General features: G+C 61.4%; 15 protein-coding genes. 7 read left to right on the top strand and 8 right to left on the bottom strand.

Going from position 1 to position 17,399, the window contains the following annotated elements; all coding sequences use genetic code 11:
• Positions 1-2 precede the first annotated feature (2 nt).
• Together LK03_RS02090 and LK03_RS02095 are read right to left on the bottom strand one after the other, a co-directional pair.
• Positions 3-506: a sigma-70 family RNA polymerase sigma factor gene (locus LK03_RS02090; RefSeq protein WP_038410867.1), complete on the bottom strand. Its 504-nt coding sequence runs from the start codon at positions 504-506 to the stop codon at positions 3-5.
• Between the two features lie 117 nt (positions 507-623).
• On the bottom strand, positions 624-1,238 hold the full coding sequence (locus tag LK03_RS02095) for a TetR/AcrR family transcriptional regulator (protein ID WP_038410868.1): 615 nt from the start codon (positions 1,236-1,238) through the stop codon (positions 624-626).
• Positions 1,239-1,337: 99 nt separating this feature from the next.
• On the opposite strand from LK03_RS02095, the gene LK03_RS02100 reads away from it, so the two are divergent.
• Positions 1,338-2,810: an MFS transporter gene (locus LK03_RS02100; protein ID WP_049870408.1), complete on the top strand. Its 1,473-nt coding sequence runs from the start codon at positions 1,338-1,340 to the stop codon at positions 2,808-2,810.
• A gap of 44 nt (positions 2,811-2,854) precedes the next feature.
• Here LK03_RS02100 and LK03_RS02105 read toward each other — a convergent pair whose 3' ends face one another.
• Positions 2,855-3,886 carry a methionine synthase gene (locus LK03_RS02105; RefSeq protein ID WP_038410869.1) on the bottom strand — a complete coding sequence of 344 codons (1,032 nt, stop codon included), beginning with the start codon at positions 3,884-3,886 and terminating at the stop codon, positions 2,855-2,857.
• A gap of 27 nt (positions 3,887-3,913) precedes the next feature.
• Positions 3,914-4,897: a DUF1852 domain-containing protein gene (locus tag LK03_RS02110; RefSeq protein WP_038410870.1), complete on the bottom strand. Its 984-nt coding sequence runs from the start codon at positions 4,895-4,897 to the stop codon at positions 3,914-3,916.
• Between the two features lie 302 nt (positions 4,898-5,199).
• Between LK03_RS02110 and LK03_RS02115 the strand changes: the two genes are divergently transcribed.
• From LK03_RS02115 to LK03_RS02125, 3 genes are all read left to right on the top strand, one after another.
• The gene (locus LK03_RS02115) at positions 5,200-5,724 is read left to right on the top strand and encodes a sigma-70 family RNA polymerase sigma factor (RefSeq protein ID WP_038410871.1); all 525 of its coding nucleotides are present in this window, start codon (positions 5,200-5,202) and stop codon (positions 5,722-5,724) included.
• Positions 5,717-6,676: a FecR family protein gene (locus LK03_RS02120; RefSeq protein ID WP_038410872.1), complete on the top strand. Its 960-nt coding sequence runs from the start codon at positions 5,717-5,719 to the stop codon at positions 6,674-6,676. Before LK03_RS02115 ends, LK03_RS02120 begins: the two co-directional genes overlap by 8 nt.
• Before the next feature lie 73 nt (positions 6,677-6,749).
• On the top strand, positions 6,750-9,170 hold the full coding sequence (locus LK03_RS02125) for a TonB-dependent siderophore receptor (RefSeq protein ID WP_038410873.1): 2,421 nt from the start codon (positions 6,750-6,752) through the stop codon (positions 9,168-9,170).
• A 46-nt stretch (positions 9,171-9,216) separates the two neighbouring features.
• Here LK03_RS02125 and LK03_RS02130 read toward each other — a convergent pair whose 3' ends face one another.
• The 3 genes from LK03_RS02130 to LK03_RS02140 are packed head-to-tail and all read right to left on the bottom strand — an operon-like array spanning position 9,217 to position 11,735.
• A complete protein-coding gene (locus LK03_RS02130; protein WP_038410874.1) occupies positions 9,217-10,908 on the bottom strand; it encodes a phosphoethanolamine transferase in 1,692 nt (563 codons plus the stop codon).
• A 21-nt stretch (positions 10,909-10,929) separates the two neighbouring features.
• On the bottom strand, positions 10,930-11,469 hold the full coding sequence (locus LK03_RS02135) for a cytochrome b/b6 domain-containing protein (RefSeq protein WP_038410875.1): 540 nt from the start codon (positions 11,467-11,469) through the stop codon (positions 10,930-10,932).
• Positions 11,469-11,735 carry a PepSY domain-containing protein gene (locus LK03_RS02140; protein WP_038410876.1) on the bottom strand — a complete coding sequence of 89 codons (267 nt, stop codon included), beginning with the start codon at positions 11,733-11,735 and terminating at the stop codon, positions 11,469-11,471. Before LK03_RS02140 ends, LK03_RS02135 begins: the two co-directional genes overlap by 1 nt.
• Before the next feature lie 148 nt (positions 11,736-11,883).
• On the opposite strand from LK03_RS02140, the gene LK03_RS02145 reads away from it, so the two are divergent.
• A complete protein-coding gene (locus LK03_RS02145) occupies positions 11,884-12,546 on the top strand; it encodes a response regulator (RefSeq protein WP_038410877.1) in 663 nt (220 codons plus the stop codon).
• Positions 12,546-13,931 carry a sensor histidine kinase gene (locus tag LK03_RS02150; RefSeq protein WP_049870409.1) on the top strand — a complete coding sequence of 462 codons (1,386 nt, stop codon included), beginning with the start codon at positions 12,546-12,548 and terminating at the stop codon, positions 13,929-13,931. Before LK03_RS02145 ends, LK03_RS02150 begins: the two co-directional genes overlap by 1 nt.
• Before the next feature lie 195 nt (positions 13,932-14,126).
• Here the strand turns inward: LK03_RS02150 and LK03_RS02155 are convergent, their stop codons facing one another.
• Entirely contained in the window at positions 14,127-14,762 is a 636-nt protein-coding gene (locus LK03_RS02155) for a LysE family translocator (protein WP_038410878.1), read from the bottom strand.
• 1,397 nt (positions 14,763-16,159) lie between these two features.
• Between LK03_RS02155 and LK03_RS02160 the strand changes: the two genes are divergently transcribed.
• Positions 16,160-17,398, top strand: a complete 1,239-nt coding sequence (locus tag LK03_RS02160) for an SIR2 family protein (protein WP_038410879.1) — start codon at positions 16,160-16,162, stop codon at positions 17,396-17,398.
• Position 17,399: the final 1 nt, after the last annotated feature.

The raw sequence follows: 17,399 nt of genomic DNA on the forward strand, positions 1-17,399 counted from the left end.
GCTCAGTCCTCGACCAGCAACAGGCACTGGGCCATGGCGCGGATGAAGTGCTTGCGCACGGTATTGCTCGACAACCCCAGACGCCGACCGATCTCGACGAAACTCAGGCCATCCAACTGCGCCAGGAGGAAAATCTCCCGCGCCCGCGGGCACAGCCCGTCGAGCATCGTATCGATCTGCAGTAGCGTCTCGAGGATGATGCTGCGCGTCTGCGGCGAGATGTCCAGCGCTTCGGGCTGCGCCGCCAGGGCCGCCAGGTAGGCCTGTTCCAAAGAACGGCGGCGGTACAGGTCGATCAGCAGGCTGCGGGCGACGGTGGTCAGGTAGGCCCGCGGCTGGCGCAGGTCGTCGAAGCGGCGCTGGGTCATCACCCGAACGAAAGTGTCCTGGGCCAGGTCCGCCGCCTGCTCGCGGCAACCGAGCTTGCCGCGCAGCCAGCGGTGCAGCCAACCATGGTGGTCGCTGTACAGCCGCTGTAGGGCGAGTCGTTCAATGGCGTCGGACATGGCGAAGGGTGTGCTGGGAAAAAGGCGAATGATAATACACCTCATTAGCACCAAAGCAGTACTGCACCTTTCGCTTGGAACAGTCTCAGTTGTAGCCCAAGCACAGCCTCAACGCCCTCAGCGGCTACGCGCGACCATGGCCAACACCGTTTCGCGCAGCTCGTCACTGGCCTGCGCCTGAGCGATGTCGCCAATGACCGCCGCATGGGACAACGCCTCGGCGGCCCCGAGCATCGCCCACAACCCCGCCTGTGACACGCCTTGTGAGCCGGCGTAAGGCGCAAGCAGTCGACGGCACTTATCGATGAACGCCTGCTGATAGCGGCGCTTCACCGCCGCCAGCTCGGGTGAGCCATCGAGGGCGGCCAATACACCCGGAATCTCCCGACCCTGGCTCAGCACGCAGTCGACGTAGCTGCTGGCGATCACTTCGGCCTTGTCTTCCAGACTCGGCCCGCTGGCGGCGATGGCGGCATCGATCAAGGCGGTCTGGCGCACATCGAAATCTTCATACAGGGCCGACAGCAGGCCATTGCGAGTGCGGAAATGGTCGTAGACCACCGGCTTGGCGATCGCCGCCCGTTCGGCCAAGTGGCCGAGGGTCAGGGCATCGGTGCCTTCCTGGCCAATGACCCGCCATGACACGTCCAGCAGTTGTCGCAGTCGCTCTTCGCGAGACAGTCGCCGGCGCGGCGATGCCGAATCGTCCTGGTTCCGGGATTGGCTTGACATGCTTATATACCAAATGTAGGTTAAGTGACTTATGTACAAAAAGTATATTAGCCCGCAGCGGTGCCAGCAAGCGCCGCCGCCTTCCTGTGAGCCCTCGTCATGCACACCGTCATCTTCGATTCCCCTCTACCGAACCGCAGCAAGGCCTGGCTGGGGCTGTGCTCGATTCTGCTGGTCGTTTTACTGGTGGCCATGGACGGTTCGGTGCTGTACCTGGCGATGCCACGGCTCAGTGCCGCACTGTCGCCCACTGCCGAGCAAAGCCTGTGGATGCTCGACAGCTATGGCCTGGTGGTCGGCTCGCTGCTGATCGCCTTCGGCAACCTGGGCGACCGTTATGGCCGGCTCCGGCTGATGATGGCCGGAGCGCTGTTGTTTGGCCTGGCATCGCTAGGAGCCGCGATGGTCAATACCCCGCTGCAACTGATCATCTGCCGTGCGCTGATGGGGGTCGGCGGCGCCACCTTGTTGCCTTCAGGGCTGGCCATCGTCAGCGAGTTGTTTCCCGACCCGCGCCAGCGTGCCCAGGCCATTGGCCTGTTCGCCGCAACCTTCGCCGCCGGCTTCGCGCTCGGCCCGCTGATCGGCGGCATGCTGTTGCAGCATTTTGCCTGGGGCGCGGTATTTCTGATCAACCTGCCGGTGGTACTGGCCTTCCTGCTGCTGGCCCCGTGGTTGCTGCGCGAAGTGCGTCAGGGCGGTCAAACCCGCCTTGACGGAGCGAGCCTGGTGTTGTCGTTCGTCGGCATTTTGTTGTTCATCTACGCCTTGAAAAGCACCGCCGCCGAGGGCCTGGCGCTTGTGCCCACGGTTTGCGGCGTGCTGGGCGCGCTGGCGCTGGTGATGTTTCTGCGGCGGCAAACGCGCCTGGCGATGCCATTGCTCGACGTGGCGTTGTTCCGCGACCGGCGCTTCGCCCTGGCCATCGTCACGGGTCTGTTGTCACTGGTGGTGTGGTCGGCGTCGGGCTACCTGGGCGGTGTCTATCTGCAAGCGGTGCTGGGGCATGATGTCTTCACGGCCGCGCTACTGACGCTGCCGGGCGCTGCGGTGCTGACGCTCAGTTGCGTCGGTAGCGCGCGTATCGTCGAGCGCGTTGGACACAAAGCAGCGCTGGTCGCCACCCATGTCCTGATCGGTGCCGGCGCGTTGCTGCTGCTGTTGGTCCGCGCCGACGGCGGCGTGGGCGTGTGGATCGCCTCTGGGATGATTGCGGGCATCGGCTACGGCCTGTCATTCAGCCTGGTGGCCGACATCGCCGTCTCTGCCGTGCCCAGTGAACGCGCGGGCGCCGCAGGGTCGATCGCCGAAACCAGCAACGAATTGGGTAACGCCCTGGGCATCGCTTTGCTGGGTTCATTGGCCGCCTTGGTGTTTCGCCTGCAAGGCCCAGGCAAGGCCGGCACACTGAGCGAAACCCTGGCCTACGCCGGGCTGAATGACGTGCAGGCCTGGCAGGCGAAAGTCGCCTTTGTGCAAGGGCTGCACTGGGCAATGGCAGTCGGCGGGGTGGTGACGCTGGGCGTCGCGGTGCTGGCCTGGCGCTGGTTGCCGCGAAACCTGGGTCGCTGAAAGCCTGAACCGGGGTGCATACCCCGGTTTCCATAACGCCTCGCCTACCGATTCGACAACTCACGCCGCACGATCTCGGCACCCGCACTCAAGGCGTTGAGCTTGCCACGGGCTACCTCACGCGGCAGCGGTGCCATGCCGCAGTTGGTGCACGGGTACAACTTGTCGGCGTCGACGAACTGCAGCGCCTTGCGCAAGGTGGCGGCCACTTCTTCCGGAGTTTCCACCGTATGGTTGGCGACGTCGATCGCGCCGACCATGACCTTCTTGCCGCGAATCAACTCCAGCAAGTCCATCGGCACGTGGGAGTTATGGCACTCCAGCGAAATGATATCGATGCTCGACTGTTGCAGTTTCGGGAACGCCTGTTCGTACTGACGCCACTCCGAACCCAGGGTCTTTTTCCAGTCGGTGTTGGCCTTGATGCCGTAGCCATAGCAAATGTGCACAGCGGTTTCGCACTTCAGCCCTTCGATAGCCCGCTCCAGTGTGGCAATGCCCCACTGGTTGACTTCATCGAAGAACACATTGAATGCCGGCTCATCGAACTGAATGATGTCGACACCCGCCGCTTCCAGCTCCTTGGCCTCCTGGTTGAGAATCTTGGCGAACTCCCAGGCCAACTTTTCCCGGCTCTTGTAGTGCGCGTCGTACAGGGTGTCGATCATGGTCATCGGGCCAGGCAGCGCCCACTTGATCGGCTGCGAGGTCTGTGCGCGGAGGAACTTGGCATCTTCGACGAAGACCGGCTTCTGCCGCGCCACCGGGCCAACCACGGTGGGCACACTGGCGTCGTAACGATCACGAATACGCACCGTTTCGCGCTGGGCAAAGTCGACGCCGCTCAGGTGCTCGATGAAAGTGGTAACGAAATGCTGACGGGTCTGTTCACCGTCGCTGACGATATCGATACCCGCCTGCTGCTGTTCACGCAGCGATACGCGCAAGGCATCTTGCTTGCCTTCCACAAGTGCATCGCCTTCCAACTTCCAGGGCGACCAGAGGGTTTCCGGCTCGGCCAGCCAGATGGGTTTGGGCAGGCTACCGGCGGTGGAGGTGGGGAGTAACTTTGTCATGATAAAAAACCTTGTACGAATGATCGATCAACGCGCGTAGTTCGCAGCCCACTGCTGCAGCACAGGGCCATACGGCTTGATGAAATGCTCTTCGGCGAAGCGCCCCTGCTCGGTGGCCAGGCGGCTGCGCTCTTCCCGGTCGTAGACGATACGGGTCAGGGAATAGTCCTCATGGCGCAGGCTCGGCTGGTACGAGGCGGCGGCAGCCGAGTTGGCGTTGTAGATTTCCGGCCGGTAGATCTTCTGGAACGTGTCCATGGTGCTGATGGTGCTGATCAGCTCCAGCGCCGTGTAATCACCCAACAGATCGCCCGAGAAATAGAACGCCAGCGGCGCGACACTGCCCGGCGGCATGAAGTAGCGCACGGTCAGGCCCATCTCGCGGAAGTAATCGTCGGTCAGCGAGTATTCATCCTGGCGATACTCGACACCCAGCACCGGGTGGTGATTGTCGGTGCGGTGATACGTCTTGGTGCTCGACACGCTCAGGCAAATCACCGGCGCCTTGTGGAAGTGCGCGCGGTACGCCTCGGACTCGACGAACGACTTGAACAACTTGCCATGCAACACACCAAAGTCTTCCGGCACCGGCAACGCCGACTGCGCTTGATGGTGCGCAGGCAGTACGATGCTGAAATCGTAATCGCGCACGTACGATGAGAAGTTGTTGCCGACCATGCCGTCAATGCGCTCGCCAGTGCGGTGATCGATCACTGCGGTCTTAAGGATTTCGATCAGCGGCAGTTGATGCTCGAGGCTGCCTGCGGCCACTTTCATTTCCACCGAAACGATGTCCAGCTCGACCGAATAACGATTCGCCTCGGGGTTGTCCCAGTTGGCCAGGGCGTTGAAGCGGTTGTTGATCATGCGCAGGGTGTTGCGCAGATTGTTCTGCCGATCAGCGCCCCGCGCCAGGTTGGCGAAGTTGGTGGTGATACGCGTATTGCCCGATGGCTGGTAATGCTCATCGAAGGCAATGCGTTTGATGGCGAAAGTGAACTCACTGCTCATGTCGGCCTGGCACCTTGAATGCGGAAGAAGGTCGTTACGCTGCGCGCTTGTGGCACGCAGCGTCGGTCATTGGCCGGCAGTTTAGGGGGGTGAAGGGAAGCGGGGCTAATGAAACGATTTCAGAGAATCTTTAGCGGTGCTCATGTTCATTTGCTCTGGTATTGAATTCTACTCAAGACCAACCCACAACTGGGATGCCGGCAAAGGCCAGGGCGATAAACCTCTGCCAGCCTGGCGACCCACCGTGGCAGTCACACGGCACAAGTGATAACTTAGAGTCATTCTCATTTGTAGCCCTCGTCATGGATCGACCCTCCACTTCCGCTGCCGACGACATCGCCCAGCTCTACGCCGGCCACCACCATTGGCTGGTGGCCTGGCTGCGGCGGCGTCTGCATTGCCCGCACCAGGCATCGGACTTCGCCCATGACACCTTCTACCGCCTGCTCAGCGCCGGACGCTACGAAACACCGCGGGAGCCGCGAGCGTTTCTCGCCACCGTCGCCCGGCGCATCCTCATCGACAACGGTCGCCGGCTGCGCCTGGAGCAGGCCTACCGGGAAGCTCTGGAACAGAGCCTGGAACACACCGAGCAGGCCTTCGCTCCGGAACACATCCTCGAAGCCATCGAACTGCTCGAACGTATCGACCGCGCCCTGGTACGGATGAAGCCACGGGTGCGTGAGAGCTTCATCCTGCGCCACCTGGAAGGTCTCAGCCAGGAAGACATCGCACGCCACCATGGCGTCACGGTGCGCACCGTGCAGGCCGACCTGGTCGAGGCCATGCTCGCCTGCGACGCGGCCATGCAGGTGCACGATGCCTGAGGCGATCAACGACGCGGTCCTACGCGAAGCCGCGAACTGGCTGGTGCAACTGGACGGTTCCAGCGATGCTCAATTACAGGCGCGTTTTCACGCCTGGCTAAGCCAATCGCCAGCCCACGCTGCCGCTGCAGCTCGTTTGCAAGGCCAGCTCGGCGCACTGTACACGCTGCCTGCACACGCCGCCCGCAACGCCTTGCGCCAGGCGCCGCGAACGCCACGCCCGGGGCGCGTGAAAGCACTGGCACTGGCCCTGGCGTTGTTGCCCGCCGCTTGGTTCGCTACCAACTCGTATCAACAGGGCTACTTATTCGCCGACCTCAGCACCCGCAGCGGCCATTGGCTGGAGCGCGAACTGGACGACGGTAGCCAACTGTATCTGGATGGCGACTCGGCGGTGGATGTGAAGTTCGATGGCGGCGAGCGACGTGTCCAGCTACTACGCGGTGAAGTACTGGTAGAGGTCGCCAAGGACCCGCGCCCGTTGCGCGTGGTGACCCCGCACGGCAGCGTGCGTGCGCTGGGCACCCGCTTCACGGTCGAGCGCCAGGACGACGCTACCCTGGTGACCATGCTCGAGTCGACTACTGCCATCGATAGCGGCGGACGCACCCTGCAACTGACCGCCAATCAGCGCATTCGCCTGAGCCCCGAAGGCCCCGGTACGGTCGAACCGGTGCAGGCGCAGCCACTCGAACACGCCTGGCACGCGCACCAGTTGCTGGCGGTCGATCAGCCGCTGAATGAAGTGCTGACGCGCCTGGCCCGGCACTACCCGGGCGTGCTGCTGGCCGATCGCGCTGCGTTGCTGGACCTGCGAGTCACGGTGATGCTTCCGCTGGACGATCCGCGCCAGGCACTGCGCCTGCTGCAACGCACCTTGCCCATCGAAGTCAGCCAGTACACGCCGTGGATTACCCGGGTTTCGCTCAAATCTGCAGCGGTGGGTAAATAATTTCGAGAATCGTTTCGTGTTTTCCCATGTTGTGCGTCCTCCCTTGGCCAACACCAACAGGAGTACTCACCCGATGAACTCGCCGACTCGAGCGCAGCCCCATTCCACCCCGCGCAGCCTGTGCCTGGCCATCCGCCTGGCGCTGTTCAGCGTGCCGCTGGCGCTGCCGGCGAGCGTCCTCGCCGAGCAGACCGTGCAGCGCTACGACATCGCCCCCGGCCCACTGGGCGAAGTGCTCAGCCGCTATGCCCAGGCCAGCGGCGCGCCGATTTCGTTTCAGTCAAGCCAGGTGTACGGCTTGAGCAGCCCTGGCGTGCGCGGCAGCTTCACCGTCGACGCCGGCTTCGCTCAGGCATTGAGCGGCTCCGGGCTGGTCGCCCGGGCCAGCGCCGACGGCTACCAGATCGAGCCCGCCGCGCCTATCGCCGGCGTGCTCGACCTCGGGGCCATCGCCATTTCCGGCAAGGCCCCTGGCTCCATCACCGAGGGCACCGGCTCGTACACCAGCCAGTCGTCCAGCAGCTCGACGCGCCTGAACATCCCGATCAAGGAAACGCCGCAGTCGATCTCGGTGGTCACCCAGCAGCGCATGCAGGACCAGCGCCTGACCAACCTCACCGACGCGCTGGAAGCCACCTCGGGCATCACCGTGGTGCGCGAGGGCCTGGGCGCTGATACCGACAGCTACTACTCACGCGGCTTCGCCATCAACAACTACGAAATCGACGGCGTACCCACCTCGTCACGCCTGGACAACTACACCCAGAACACCGCCATGTACGACCGCATCGAAGTGGTCCGCGGTGCCACCGGGCTCATCAGCGGCATGGGCGAGCCCTCCGCGACCATCAACCTGATCCGCAAGCGCCCGACCTTCGAGCCGCAGTTGCAGATCAGCGCCGAAGCCGGAAACTGGGACCGCTATGGCAGCACGGTCGACGTCTCCGGCCCGCTCACCGCCAGCGCAGCGGTGCGTGGCCGCCTGGTGCTCGACTACAACAGCGAACGCGCCTGGGTCGATCGCTACAAGCAAGACAGCAACCTGGTCTACGGCATCAGCGAGTTCGACCTGAGTGAAAACACCCTGCTCACCGCAGGCTTCAGCTACCTCACCGTGCACACCAAGCAACCGCCGCGCAGCGGCTTCCCGCTCAAGTACAGCGACGGTAGCAAGACCGATTTCAAGCGCTCGTTCAACACCGCAGCCAACTGGAATTACTACGACCACCGGCAGACCACCTTCTTCACCTCGCTGGAACACACCTTCGATAACGGCTGGAGCGGCAAGGTCGAATACAGCCACAACGAAAACCAGTACGACTCCGAGATCGTCTACTTCGCCGGCGACATCGACCGCACGACTGGCCTTGGCGCCTACGTGATGCCCAACAAGTTCAAGGGCCACCCGAAACAGGACGCCCTCGACGCCTACTTGACCGGTCCGTTCCAACTGCTCGGCCGCGAACATGAACTGATCACCGGCGTGACCCTGTCCCACTTGCAGAACAACGACGCGCCTGACTACGGCGGCTGGATTCGTCCAGGCGGCGACTACGATGGCACCCTCGGCAACGCCCACGCGTGGCGCGGCGATGTGGCAAAACCTGAGTTTCGCAAGTACGGCGTACAAGACTTTGAGGAAACTCAATATGCCGCCTACCTCACGTCCCGCCTGCACCTGACCGACGACCTGACGGTAATTCTCGGCGGCCGGGTGATCGACTGGAAACAATCCGACGAAACCCGCTACTTCGATGACAGTTACTACAACAAGGTCTCGCGCAAAGAGAGCGGCGTATTCATCCCCTACGGCGGAGTGGTCTACGACCTTGACGACACCTGGTCGGTATATGCCAGCTACACGAAAATCTTCAACCCACAGTCACTGCAAACCACCAGCGGCTCGTACCTGAGCCCGCTGGAAGGCACTGGCTATGAAACCGGCATCAAAGCCGCCTTCAACGACGACACCCTCAACGCCCGGCTGGCCCTGTTCAAACTCCAGCAAGACAACCTCGCCGTCATGGATGGCGACAACCTCACCCCTACCGGCTGGCAGGCCTACCTTGGCGAAGAAGGCACCACCACCAAAGGCGTGGAAATCGAACTCGACGGCCAACTGACCGACAATTGGCAACTGGCCGGCGGCTACACCTACAGCGTCAGCACCGACTCCAACGACAAACGCATCGCCACACAAATCCCGCGCAATAGTTTCAAAGCCTTCACCACCTACCAACTCCCCGCCCCTCTCGACAAACTCACCCTCGGTGGCGGCGTCAACTGGCAAAGCAAGACCGGGGTCGATCTGGGCTACTACCAACAATCGAGCTACGCCATCACCAACCTCATGGCCCGCTACGCCATCGACGAGCATTTCACGCTGGGGGTGAATGTGGATAACGTGTTCGACCGCAGTTACTACAGCACCACCAGCGCCGGGGTGTATGGGGCGCCGCGGAGTGTGACGGGGGTGGTCAAGTACACCTATTGAAGGAGGCGTTGCCTGGCCTGAGTGATGAATGTTCGTTGCCCAGGCCTCATCCTTTTCCTGCGTTTTCAAGACAACTGCTTGCTGGCGGCTGGACCAGCAGCATGCTCAGTTGCTCCGGCGCCTGATGCACCAGACCACCCGGCGTTTCGCAGACACGCTGGATGAAGTTGTCGGTAAACAGCAGCTTGCCATGCACGAAATATTCATCGGCGCGCAGGTTGGGGTTGTCAATTCGCGTTCCCAGCCGGGCGGCCAGCCATTGACCGGCCTCGTAATGACTGATCCAGCGTTCGCGGGCGAATTCGTTCATGGCCTGCTCCGGCGCATCACGCGCCACCACGATCATCGGTATGTTGCTGACTTCCGGCACCAGGTCGTTATGCCCCCAGTAGCCGCCCTCCCCCAGGCGCTGGCCGTGATCGCCGGTGATGATCAGGTAGCGCTCGCCCTCGAGCTTGTCGAAGTCGGCGATAACCTCCCCCAGCAGGCTATCGAGGTAATGGATCGAGTTGTCGTAGGCGTTGCTCTGCCCGTCCGGGCCGCTGTCGGGCCATGGCATGGGGCGTGATTCATGCCGGTAGTTCTGCGCATAAGGCAGGTGCGCCGTGCGCAGGTTGAGCACGACGAAGTTGCGCTCGGCCCAACGCTGCTGATCGAGCACATCCAGCAAGGCGCGGTCCTGGCGCTGGAGAAAACGCAGCGGGTGATCTTCACGGGTGATCGAAACATCCAGATAGCGGCTGCCCAGATGCGCCAGCAGCTTGGACTCTTGCGAGGAGATCCAGTGGGTGCGAAAACCCGCCTGCTGGGCGAAACGGAACTGGTTGACCTGGCCGGTGCGCAGCAGTTGGTCCTTGCCGGGCTCACGAATCGGGTTGAGCAGATACGGCAGGCTGACATCGGTGGCCACACCCGCCGCGATGCCTGGACGGACGAAGGCGCTGGGGTGCTGCTTGAGGTAGCTGGAAAGCTGCGGCGTGGTGTTGCGTTCATAGCCGAACAGCCCCAGACGGTCAGTGCGCAGCGAGTCGGCCACCACCAGCCAGACATGCTTGGCAGTGCTCGGCACGGCGCTCAGCTGGTACGGCGCGTACGGCGTCGGCGGCAGTTCGACCCCATCGCGGAACGCCAGTCGCACCGACCAGGCCGAAAATACGTTGAGGCTATTGTGCAGAGCGCTGCGATTCGGGCTGGCGGCGAAGGAGTCAAGGTTGCGATAGGTGGCACGGTAGGGTTTGGCCAGCAGCACCAGCGCGATCAACACCAGTGCCCAGCGGCTGGCCGGAAGCGCGACGCGGCCAGGCAGCCTCACATGCAGGACCAGAAGCGCCATGTACGGCAAAGCCACACACAACAGCGCCGGCCAGTGCTGAGCCAGGCTGTGCCGCGCCGTCTGACTCACCTCGGCCGGATCATTGAGCAACGACTGGATATCGGTGGCACTCAGCGGTTCACCGAAGAAGCTGATGTTGGCCAATTGCATGAGCTGCATCGCCGCGAACAGCAGCAACACCCCAACCGTCAGCGCACGCAGGTTGCCGAGCCACAGCGCTGCGCTGAACAGCCAGAGCACGATGACATAGCTCAGCTCCAGTTCAGCGCGGTTGTTGGAGGTGTACAGCTGCTGGAGAAAGTCATCGAGCAACAACAAGGCGCAACTGAGCGTTGCCAGAGCAGCCAGGTTGAGCCACGGACGTAGCCCCCCGGTCGGGCGGGGAAGCGCTAGGGAAAGGTGCATGCGGGTGTCCTGGAGGGAGACTTATCGATCTTTTGGCAGAGGTCGGCGGCGACCGGTCAGCATGGACAGGGGCAGGTTTTCGCGCAGGCGCACGCTTTCGAACAGCGCTGCGGTCACATGCACGATGATCAGCACGAGCAGCGTGTCGGCACTGACGCTATGAATCGTCATTGGCCAGTCAGCGCCCCATAGCGCGTCGACTTCCTGCATGAGGTAACCGGAAATCGCCAGGCTAGCGATCGCCGCCATCATCAGCAGCATCACCAGCCCGCCAATGGGCGAGTGGCCAAGTCGGTGGCAATCGTGGCCGCGCAACAAGGCCATGGCCTGTTCGCGCACGCGCTGCGGCGTCGGCCAGAAGTCAGCCCAGCGTGCACTGCGTGGCCCGATGAAACCCCACACCAGGCGTATCGCCAGCCAGGTGGCTGCGTAATAACCCAGCCAGCGGTGCCAGTCATCGCCAGCCTCGTTGAAACAGTAATTGCCAACGAAGACAGCGGCGATAGACATATGGAACAGGCGGATCAACGGATCCCACAGGCGTATCGTCGCTGCCGTCATCACTCGTCGATCTCGGTCTTCACCGCTTTACCCGTGACCGGATCGTGGTAGATCTCGACCTTGCGCTTGTCTTTGTCGAAGCCGTAGATCTCGTAACAGTTGCCTTCGGTGATCTTGAATTTGCTGATCTGGTAACCCTGCGCCTTGAGCTGTTCCTGGAAGCGCTCCGGGTCCTGCCAGGTAGAGCGGTCAGCCGTGGTGCATTCAATCTTGGCAAATACCTGCGAGCTGGCCAGCAGCAGCATGGGGAGCACGATGTAGCGCATGGGAGAGACCTCCTGATTGATGGCTACCTACAGTGCTGGGCGAACCTTAAAGAACTCTTAGTAGGTAATATCTTGCAATATCTTGCCTCTGGCCCGCAGATTGCGGATGGCGATCATGGCCCCATTCCACTATCCGAGGTGAGTGTCGATGCGCGTTCTGCTGGTCGAAGACGATACGGCCCTGGCAGAGGGCATCCGCGTAGCCCTGCGCCGTGAAGGCTACCGGCTGGACTGGGTCGCGGACGGCCTGGCGGCCGAGCATGCGCTGCGTTGCGAGCCGTTCGATCTGGTGCTGCTCGACCTCGGGTTGCCGGGGCTTGATGGCCTGGAGGTGCTGCGCAAGCTCCGTTCGCGGCAGAGTAACGACGTGCCGGTGCTGATTCTTACAGCACGCGATGCCACGGCCGACCGCATCCAAGGCCTTGACGCCGGGGCAGACGACTACCTGATCAAACCCTTCGACCTCGACGAACTCAAGGCCCGCACACGCGCCCTGCTCAGACGCAGCCAAGGCCGCGCGCAACCGCTGCTCGAGCATGCCGGCGTGAGCCTCAACCCGGCCACCCAGCAAGTGCGCTACCAAGGCAATGCCGTGCCCATGACGCCCATGGAATATCAACTGCTGCACCAGTTGCTCAGCCGCCCCGGTGTGGTGGTCACCCGCGAGCGCTTGAGCAGCGCGCTCTATGGCTGGCAAGACAGCGGCCAGGGCAACACCCTGGAAGTGATGATCCACAACCTGCGCAAGAAGCTCGATAGCAGCTTCATTCGCACCGTCCGCGGCGTCGGTTATGTGGTGGACCACCCCTGATGATCGCCATCCGCACACGTATCCTCGCCCCGACCATCGCCTTGGTCATCCTCGGCACCCTGGCCCTGGCCCTGCTGGTTCTGCGCGATAGCCACCGCGAGATCGAGCAGGTCTACGACGCCCAACTGGTGCAAGGCGCTCGCCTGCTGCAAGGCATGCTGCAGACGCAGAGCCCCGAGCAGACCGACTGGAATCAACTGGGCGCCGCGCTCGACGGCGCACTGAACCGCTCGGGCGAGGGCATCCTCACTCACCCCTACGAAATCAACCTGGCCTTTCAGATATGGGCGCCGGACGGCCGTCTGCTGGTGCGCTCCGAAGACGCACCGCAGCTGGAGCAACTGCCGCAACCGGGCATTCACGACTTCATCATCGACGGCCAGGACTGGTGTGGCGTGCTGCTGGCCGACAGCGTGCAGGGCCTGCGTATCTGGGTCGGTGAGCGCGACGATGTGCGTCAGGATCTGATCCAGACAATCGTCCAGCACGCACTGCTTCCCCTGCTGATGGGCTTGCCGCTGCTGGCCGCGATCATCTGGGCACTGCTCGGCTGGGGCCTCGCCCCCTTGCAGCGCCTGGCACGCCACGTACGCGCCAGGCCGGTCGACAGCCTCGAGCCGCTGGCCGTCGGCCCCCTGCCCCAGGAACTCGAGCCCATGCGCAACTCCCTGGACCGGCTGCTGAGCCAAGTCCGCGCCCTGCTCGAACGCGAACGCCGCTTCATCGCCGATGCCGCCCACGAACTGCGCACGCCACTGGCGATCCTCGACATCCATGTGCGCAACGCACGGCAGGCAGACAGCGAGGCAGAACGCGCCGAAGCCCTCGAGTTTCTGCAACAGGGCGTTGGCCGCGCAACGCGCATCGTCAGCCAGTTGCTGACCATGGCCCGCCTGGAACCGGTATCAAAACCCCAGCACCCGCTCAACCTCACCGCACTGGTGCGCGAGGAACTGGCCGAACTGGCGCCCCTGGCCTTCAAACGCGACGTGGAACTGGTACTCGACGGCGAAGAAGACCAACACCTGCTCGGCGACCCGGCCTGCGTCGCCATCATGCTGCAAAACCTGATCAGCAACGCCCTGACCTTCGCCCCCGCCCACAGCGAAGTCTGCGTGCGCCTGCGCCGCAGCGGCGAACAGAACGTGGTGCTGCAAGTGCTGGACGAAGGCCCCGGCGTCAGCGAAGCAGTATTGGGGCGCCTGTGCGACCGCTTCTACAGCGATGCGAACCCGCAAGGCGCCGGCCTTGGCCTGTCCATCGTCGAGATGATCAGCCGGCGGTTGGGCGGGGTTTTGCTGATTTCGAACAGGGGGCGCAAGGGGCTTTGTGTGGAGCTGACGTTTCCCGGGGTTGCGGCTCGGGCTGCGGATAAGCATGCATGATGCTCCAGGCTTGAGCGTGAAGCCGCCACCGTCCTTCCTACGGGATTGAGTGGCAACTGTGTGCGGGGTAGGTCTACCGGGAACCTTGGAACCCGGACACGCCGAAGCCTGCCCGCACACAGCCGCCATGATGGGACGCTCAATGCGCGCCACGTTTACTAGCAGGTTCCTACACCTGATCGCAGATTCGCTGCGTCAGGCCACCTTGGCCTGAACCGTGAACAAACTCCCACCCAACGCCATGAACGACGCCCCAAACAACCGATTCATCAACTGTGCCCGATTCGGCGCCGCTAACTGCCGCCGCAGCATCTGCGCCAGCGTCACGTAAAACGCGTGGGAAAGGATCGAACACATCGCGAACGTCAGGATCAGCATGCCCAAGTGCATGACCGAATCTTGCCCCGGACGAATGAATTGCGGCAAAAACGCTGCGAAGAACAGAATCGCTTTCGGGTTGGTGAGCGCTACCGCCACGCCATTCAACACCAGCCGCTTGTTGCTCGACACCCGCCTTGTCGGACTGTCCAGCTTGTCGAACGCACTGGTGCGGCTGCGCCACTGCTTTATGCCCAGATAGATCAGATAACTGGCGCCCAACACCTTCAACAGCAAGAACGCCGTGGCCGAAGCCTGAAGCACTACGCCAAGGCCCGCACTGGTTGCGGCGGAGATAATCAACAGCCCACAAGCGCTTCCGAACGAGCCAAGCATTGCGCGCTTTGGGCCGTAGGCGACTGAGTTGGAGAGCGCCATGATTACGCCGGGGCCGGGGGTCAGGGTGACGAGTAGAGCGATCAGGGTGAAGCTGAGCCATTCGTGGATGGGCATTGCCGGGGCCTTCCGTGGGGGACGAGACTTGCGAATCTAGCAGGTTCGGAGGGCGTTCAGGTTTTATAAGGGGATTGAGGGTGGTCGGGGAAAAACGGGAATAGGAATAACAACAAAGCCCGCGCGGGGCGGGCTTTGTTGAACGTTTGGCGGATAGCCAAAAGGCTACTGAGAGCCGAATTGTGATGCGGAGACAGGAATCGAATAAGACACCTACAGCCCTTGATTATACTGGTAGCTGGCTTCCGCCCGATCTACCTGTATACCTAACCGTATACCTAAAACCGAACTCGCCCCCCTACCCTTTCCTTCTGTGGCACCCAAACGCACAGCCTCACCGGACGGCCGCTTCTTGGCTTGGCTTCGCCGTTGTGTGCTCGCAAGGCAGGCAAGCCGGTGAAGACTGGCCAGCGTCCTCATGGCAAACGTTGAGTGAAGCTTTCGAGATCGCTAGGGCCTAGGCATACCCAAGAGAAGACGGACACCCAGGAGAAAATCTCAGCTGCAGGTAAACTGCGAGTCCCCGTACCCGTGTAGGGAGGGGGGTATGTAGAGGACCCAAAAAACCGGCCAATACAACCGCGCCATTCCGGCATCTAAGCCAGTGAACTGAGCGTGAACAACAAGCTTCCCAGTGCGTAACCCTACTCAGTAGCCAAGCTCGTTAGCCAGTTCGAGCCGTCTAGGGGCCTCTCCCGCTGCTGGCCTTAGCCTTTTCCGGGGCCTGGGGCGGGCAAACGTAAGAAGCCGGTGTTCTTAGTGTTCTCAGTGTTCCCGCAAGGCTGGAAGCCTGAAACCATGGGGCTTTTAGCCGAGGAACACCATTGCGCAAAATTTGGAACACGAAGGGTCCAGGGACACAAAAAGTGTTCCTGCACCTTTAATGTTACCGGGCATTTGCAGCAAATCTGGTCAGTAAAATTCGCACCCGCGATAGGCTGCAATCGACCCAAAGTTGCCGCTAGAAAAAGGCCGCCCCCAACCCCGATTCGACCTAGATCACCGTGTACGAAATTTGGGGCGATTTGACCAGCACCAAAGGCTTACACACAAACAACAGATGCTGGGCAACACCGACGACCGTCTGTGCGGTATTGGCACTTTTCTACGGTCCCGCGCAGCGGGTTGTATACCTGACTGCTTCGGGAGGACGAGTTACCAGCGGGAGTATGCTACGGGGAATGTGACGAAGCTGGAGACCAAAGAGATCGAATGCGTATGGTCCCCCACCTCAGCACATCAGCGCCCGGTGCAGGCCATGAAACGCAGCTTCCGCGAGTGATTGCATCATGGCACTATGGGTCCATCAACTCCCCAATACAGCGTCCCAATTCAGTCCCTCCGGCTTATCGTTGGACTCGGATAGCTGCGGCTAGCCACAGACAAAGGATCGTGTCATGACAGACGACGTAGCCCCACCCAACGAAAAACTCAAGGGGCAACAGGCTTACCTATCGCCAGGGGCCGCCGAGTGGCTACCGTTGACTGAGGCGGCCTTCATGGCATTGAAGTCCACAGAAGAGGCTGATGATGAACAAGTGCGCGCCAATAAAGCCACGCTTTCGGCCATGTTTGCGTCTGCACTTCAAATCCCGAACCTAGGGTTCTTTGCAGGGAGCGGTACTTCGCTAGGCGCAGTCGGCGGCCCGAGCATGTGGGAGCTCTGGCAAAGAGCGATGTGCCCAGAGGGGCAAAACAGGCTCTCCGAACGCGCTGCACAAGTCGCAGATACCGTCCGTTATCATGAAAGAGAAAACCCGAACATCGAGCATTTTTTGTCCCAGTGCGATGCCTACTTGGCGTTCAACAACGACGTGGAGGTGAGCACATTTGTTAACGATGTGAAGGCCTTAATTCTCCACGCCTGCTCAGAGTTTATGAATAGCGATAACTCCGACATCTCAGCGTACAGAAATCTTTTGCAGAAGTTGGCGAGGCGCAGGGTTCGAGATCCTCGGCTAAGGGTTTTCACTACGAACTACGACATGTGTTTTGAAACCGCTGCGTCCGATCTAGGGATGGTTACCGTTGATGGCTTCTCATACACCCGAAAGCGCAGATTCGATGGAAAGCACTTCACTTACGACATTGTACGGCGGGAGGCGGACAGCCACGAATTCACAGAGGGTATTTATCACCTCTTGAAGCTTCATGGCTCCGTGAGCTGGAGTCGTGAGGGTACCGAGATTTACGAGCATGTTGCTCCCGCCCCTGAGAATGCCTGTTTGATCTATCCGGCAAAAGGAAAGTATCAGCAAGCATTTTTACAACCACACCTTGAACTCCTATCAAGGTTTTTAGAGTTTCTGCGACAGCCCAATAGTTGCTTAATTATTGCGGGTTTCGGCTTCAATGATGACCACCTCTCCGAACCCGTCTACTCTGCGATTCAGTCCAACCCAAGTCTCAAACTCATCCTCTGTGATTTCCAGGGCATCACTCACCTACACAATCGCGGTCAGCATGGTTCAAGCCCCTATTGGGGAAAATTCCATGACCTTGCGATGGAAGGCTTCGATATCCATTTTGTTAGCTGCTCATTCGGTGACATGGTCAGCCACATCCCACATCTGCGTACCGCTTCGCCTGCAGAGCAGCTAGCAAACGCCGTGAGACGTGTAAAGGGAGGAGCATAAC

It is taken from the genome of Pseudomonas cremoricolorata (genome assembly GCF_000759535.1).
In the GTDB taxonomy this organism is placed as follows: Bacteria; Pseudomonadota; Gammaproteobacteria; order Pseudomonadales; family Pseudomonadaceae; genus Aquipseudomonas; species Aquipseudomonas cremoricolorata_A.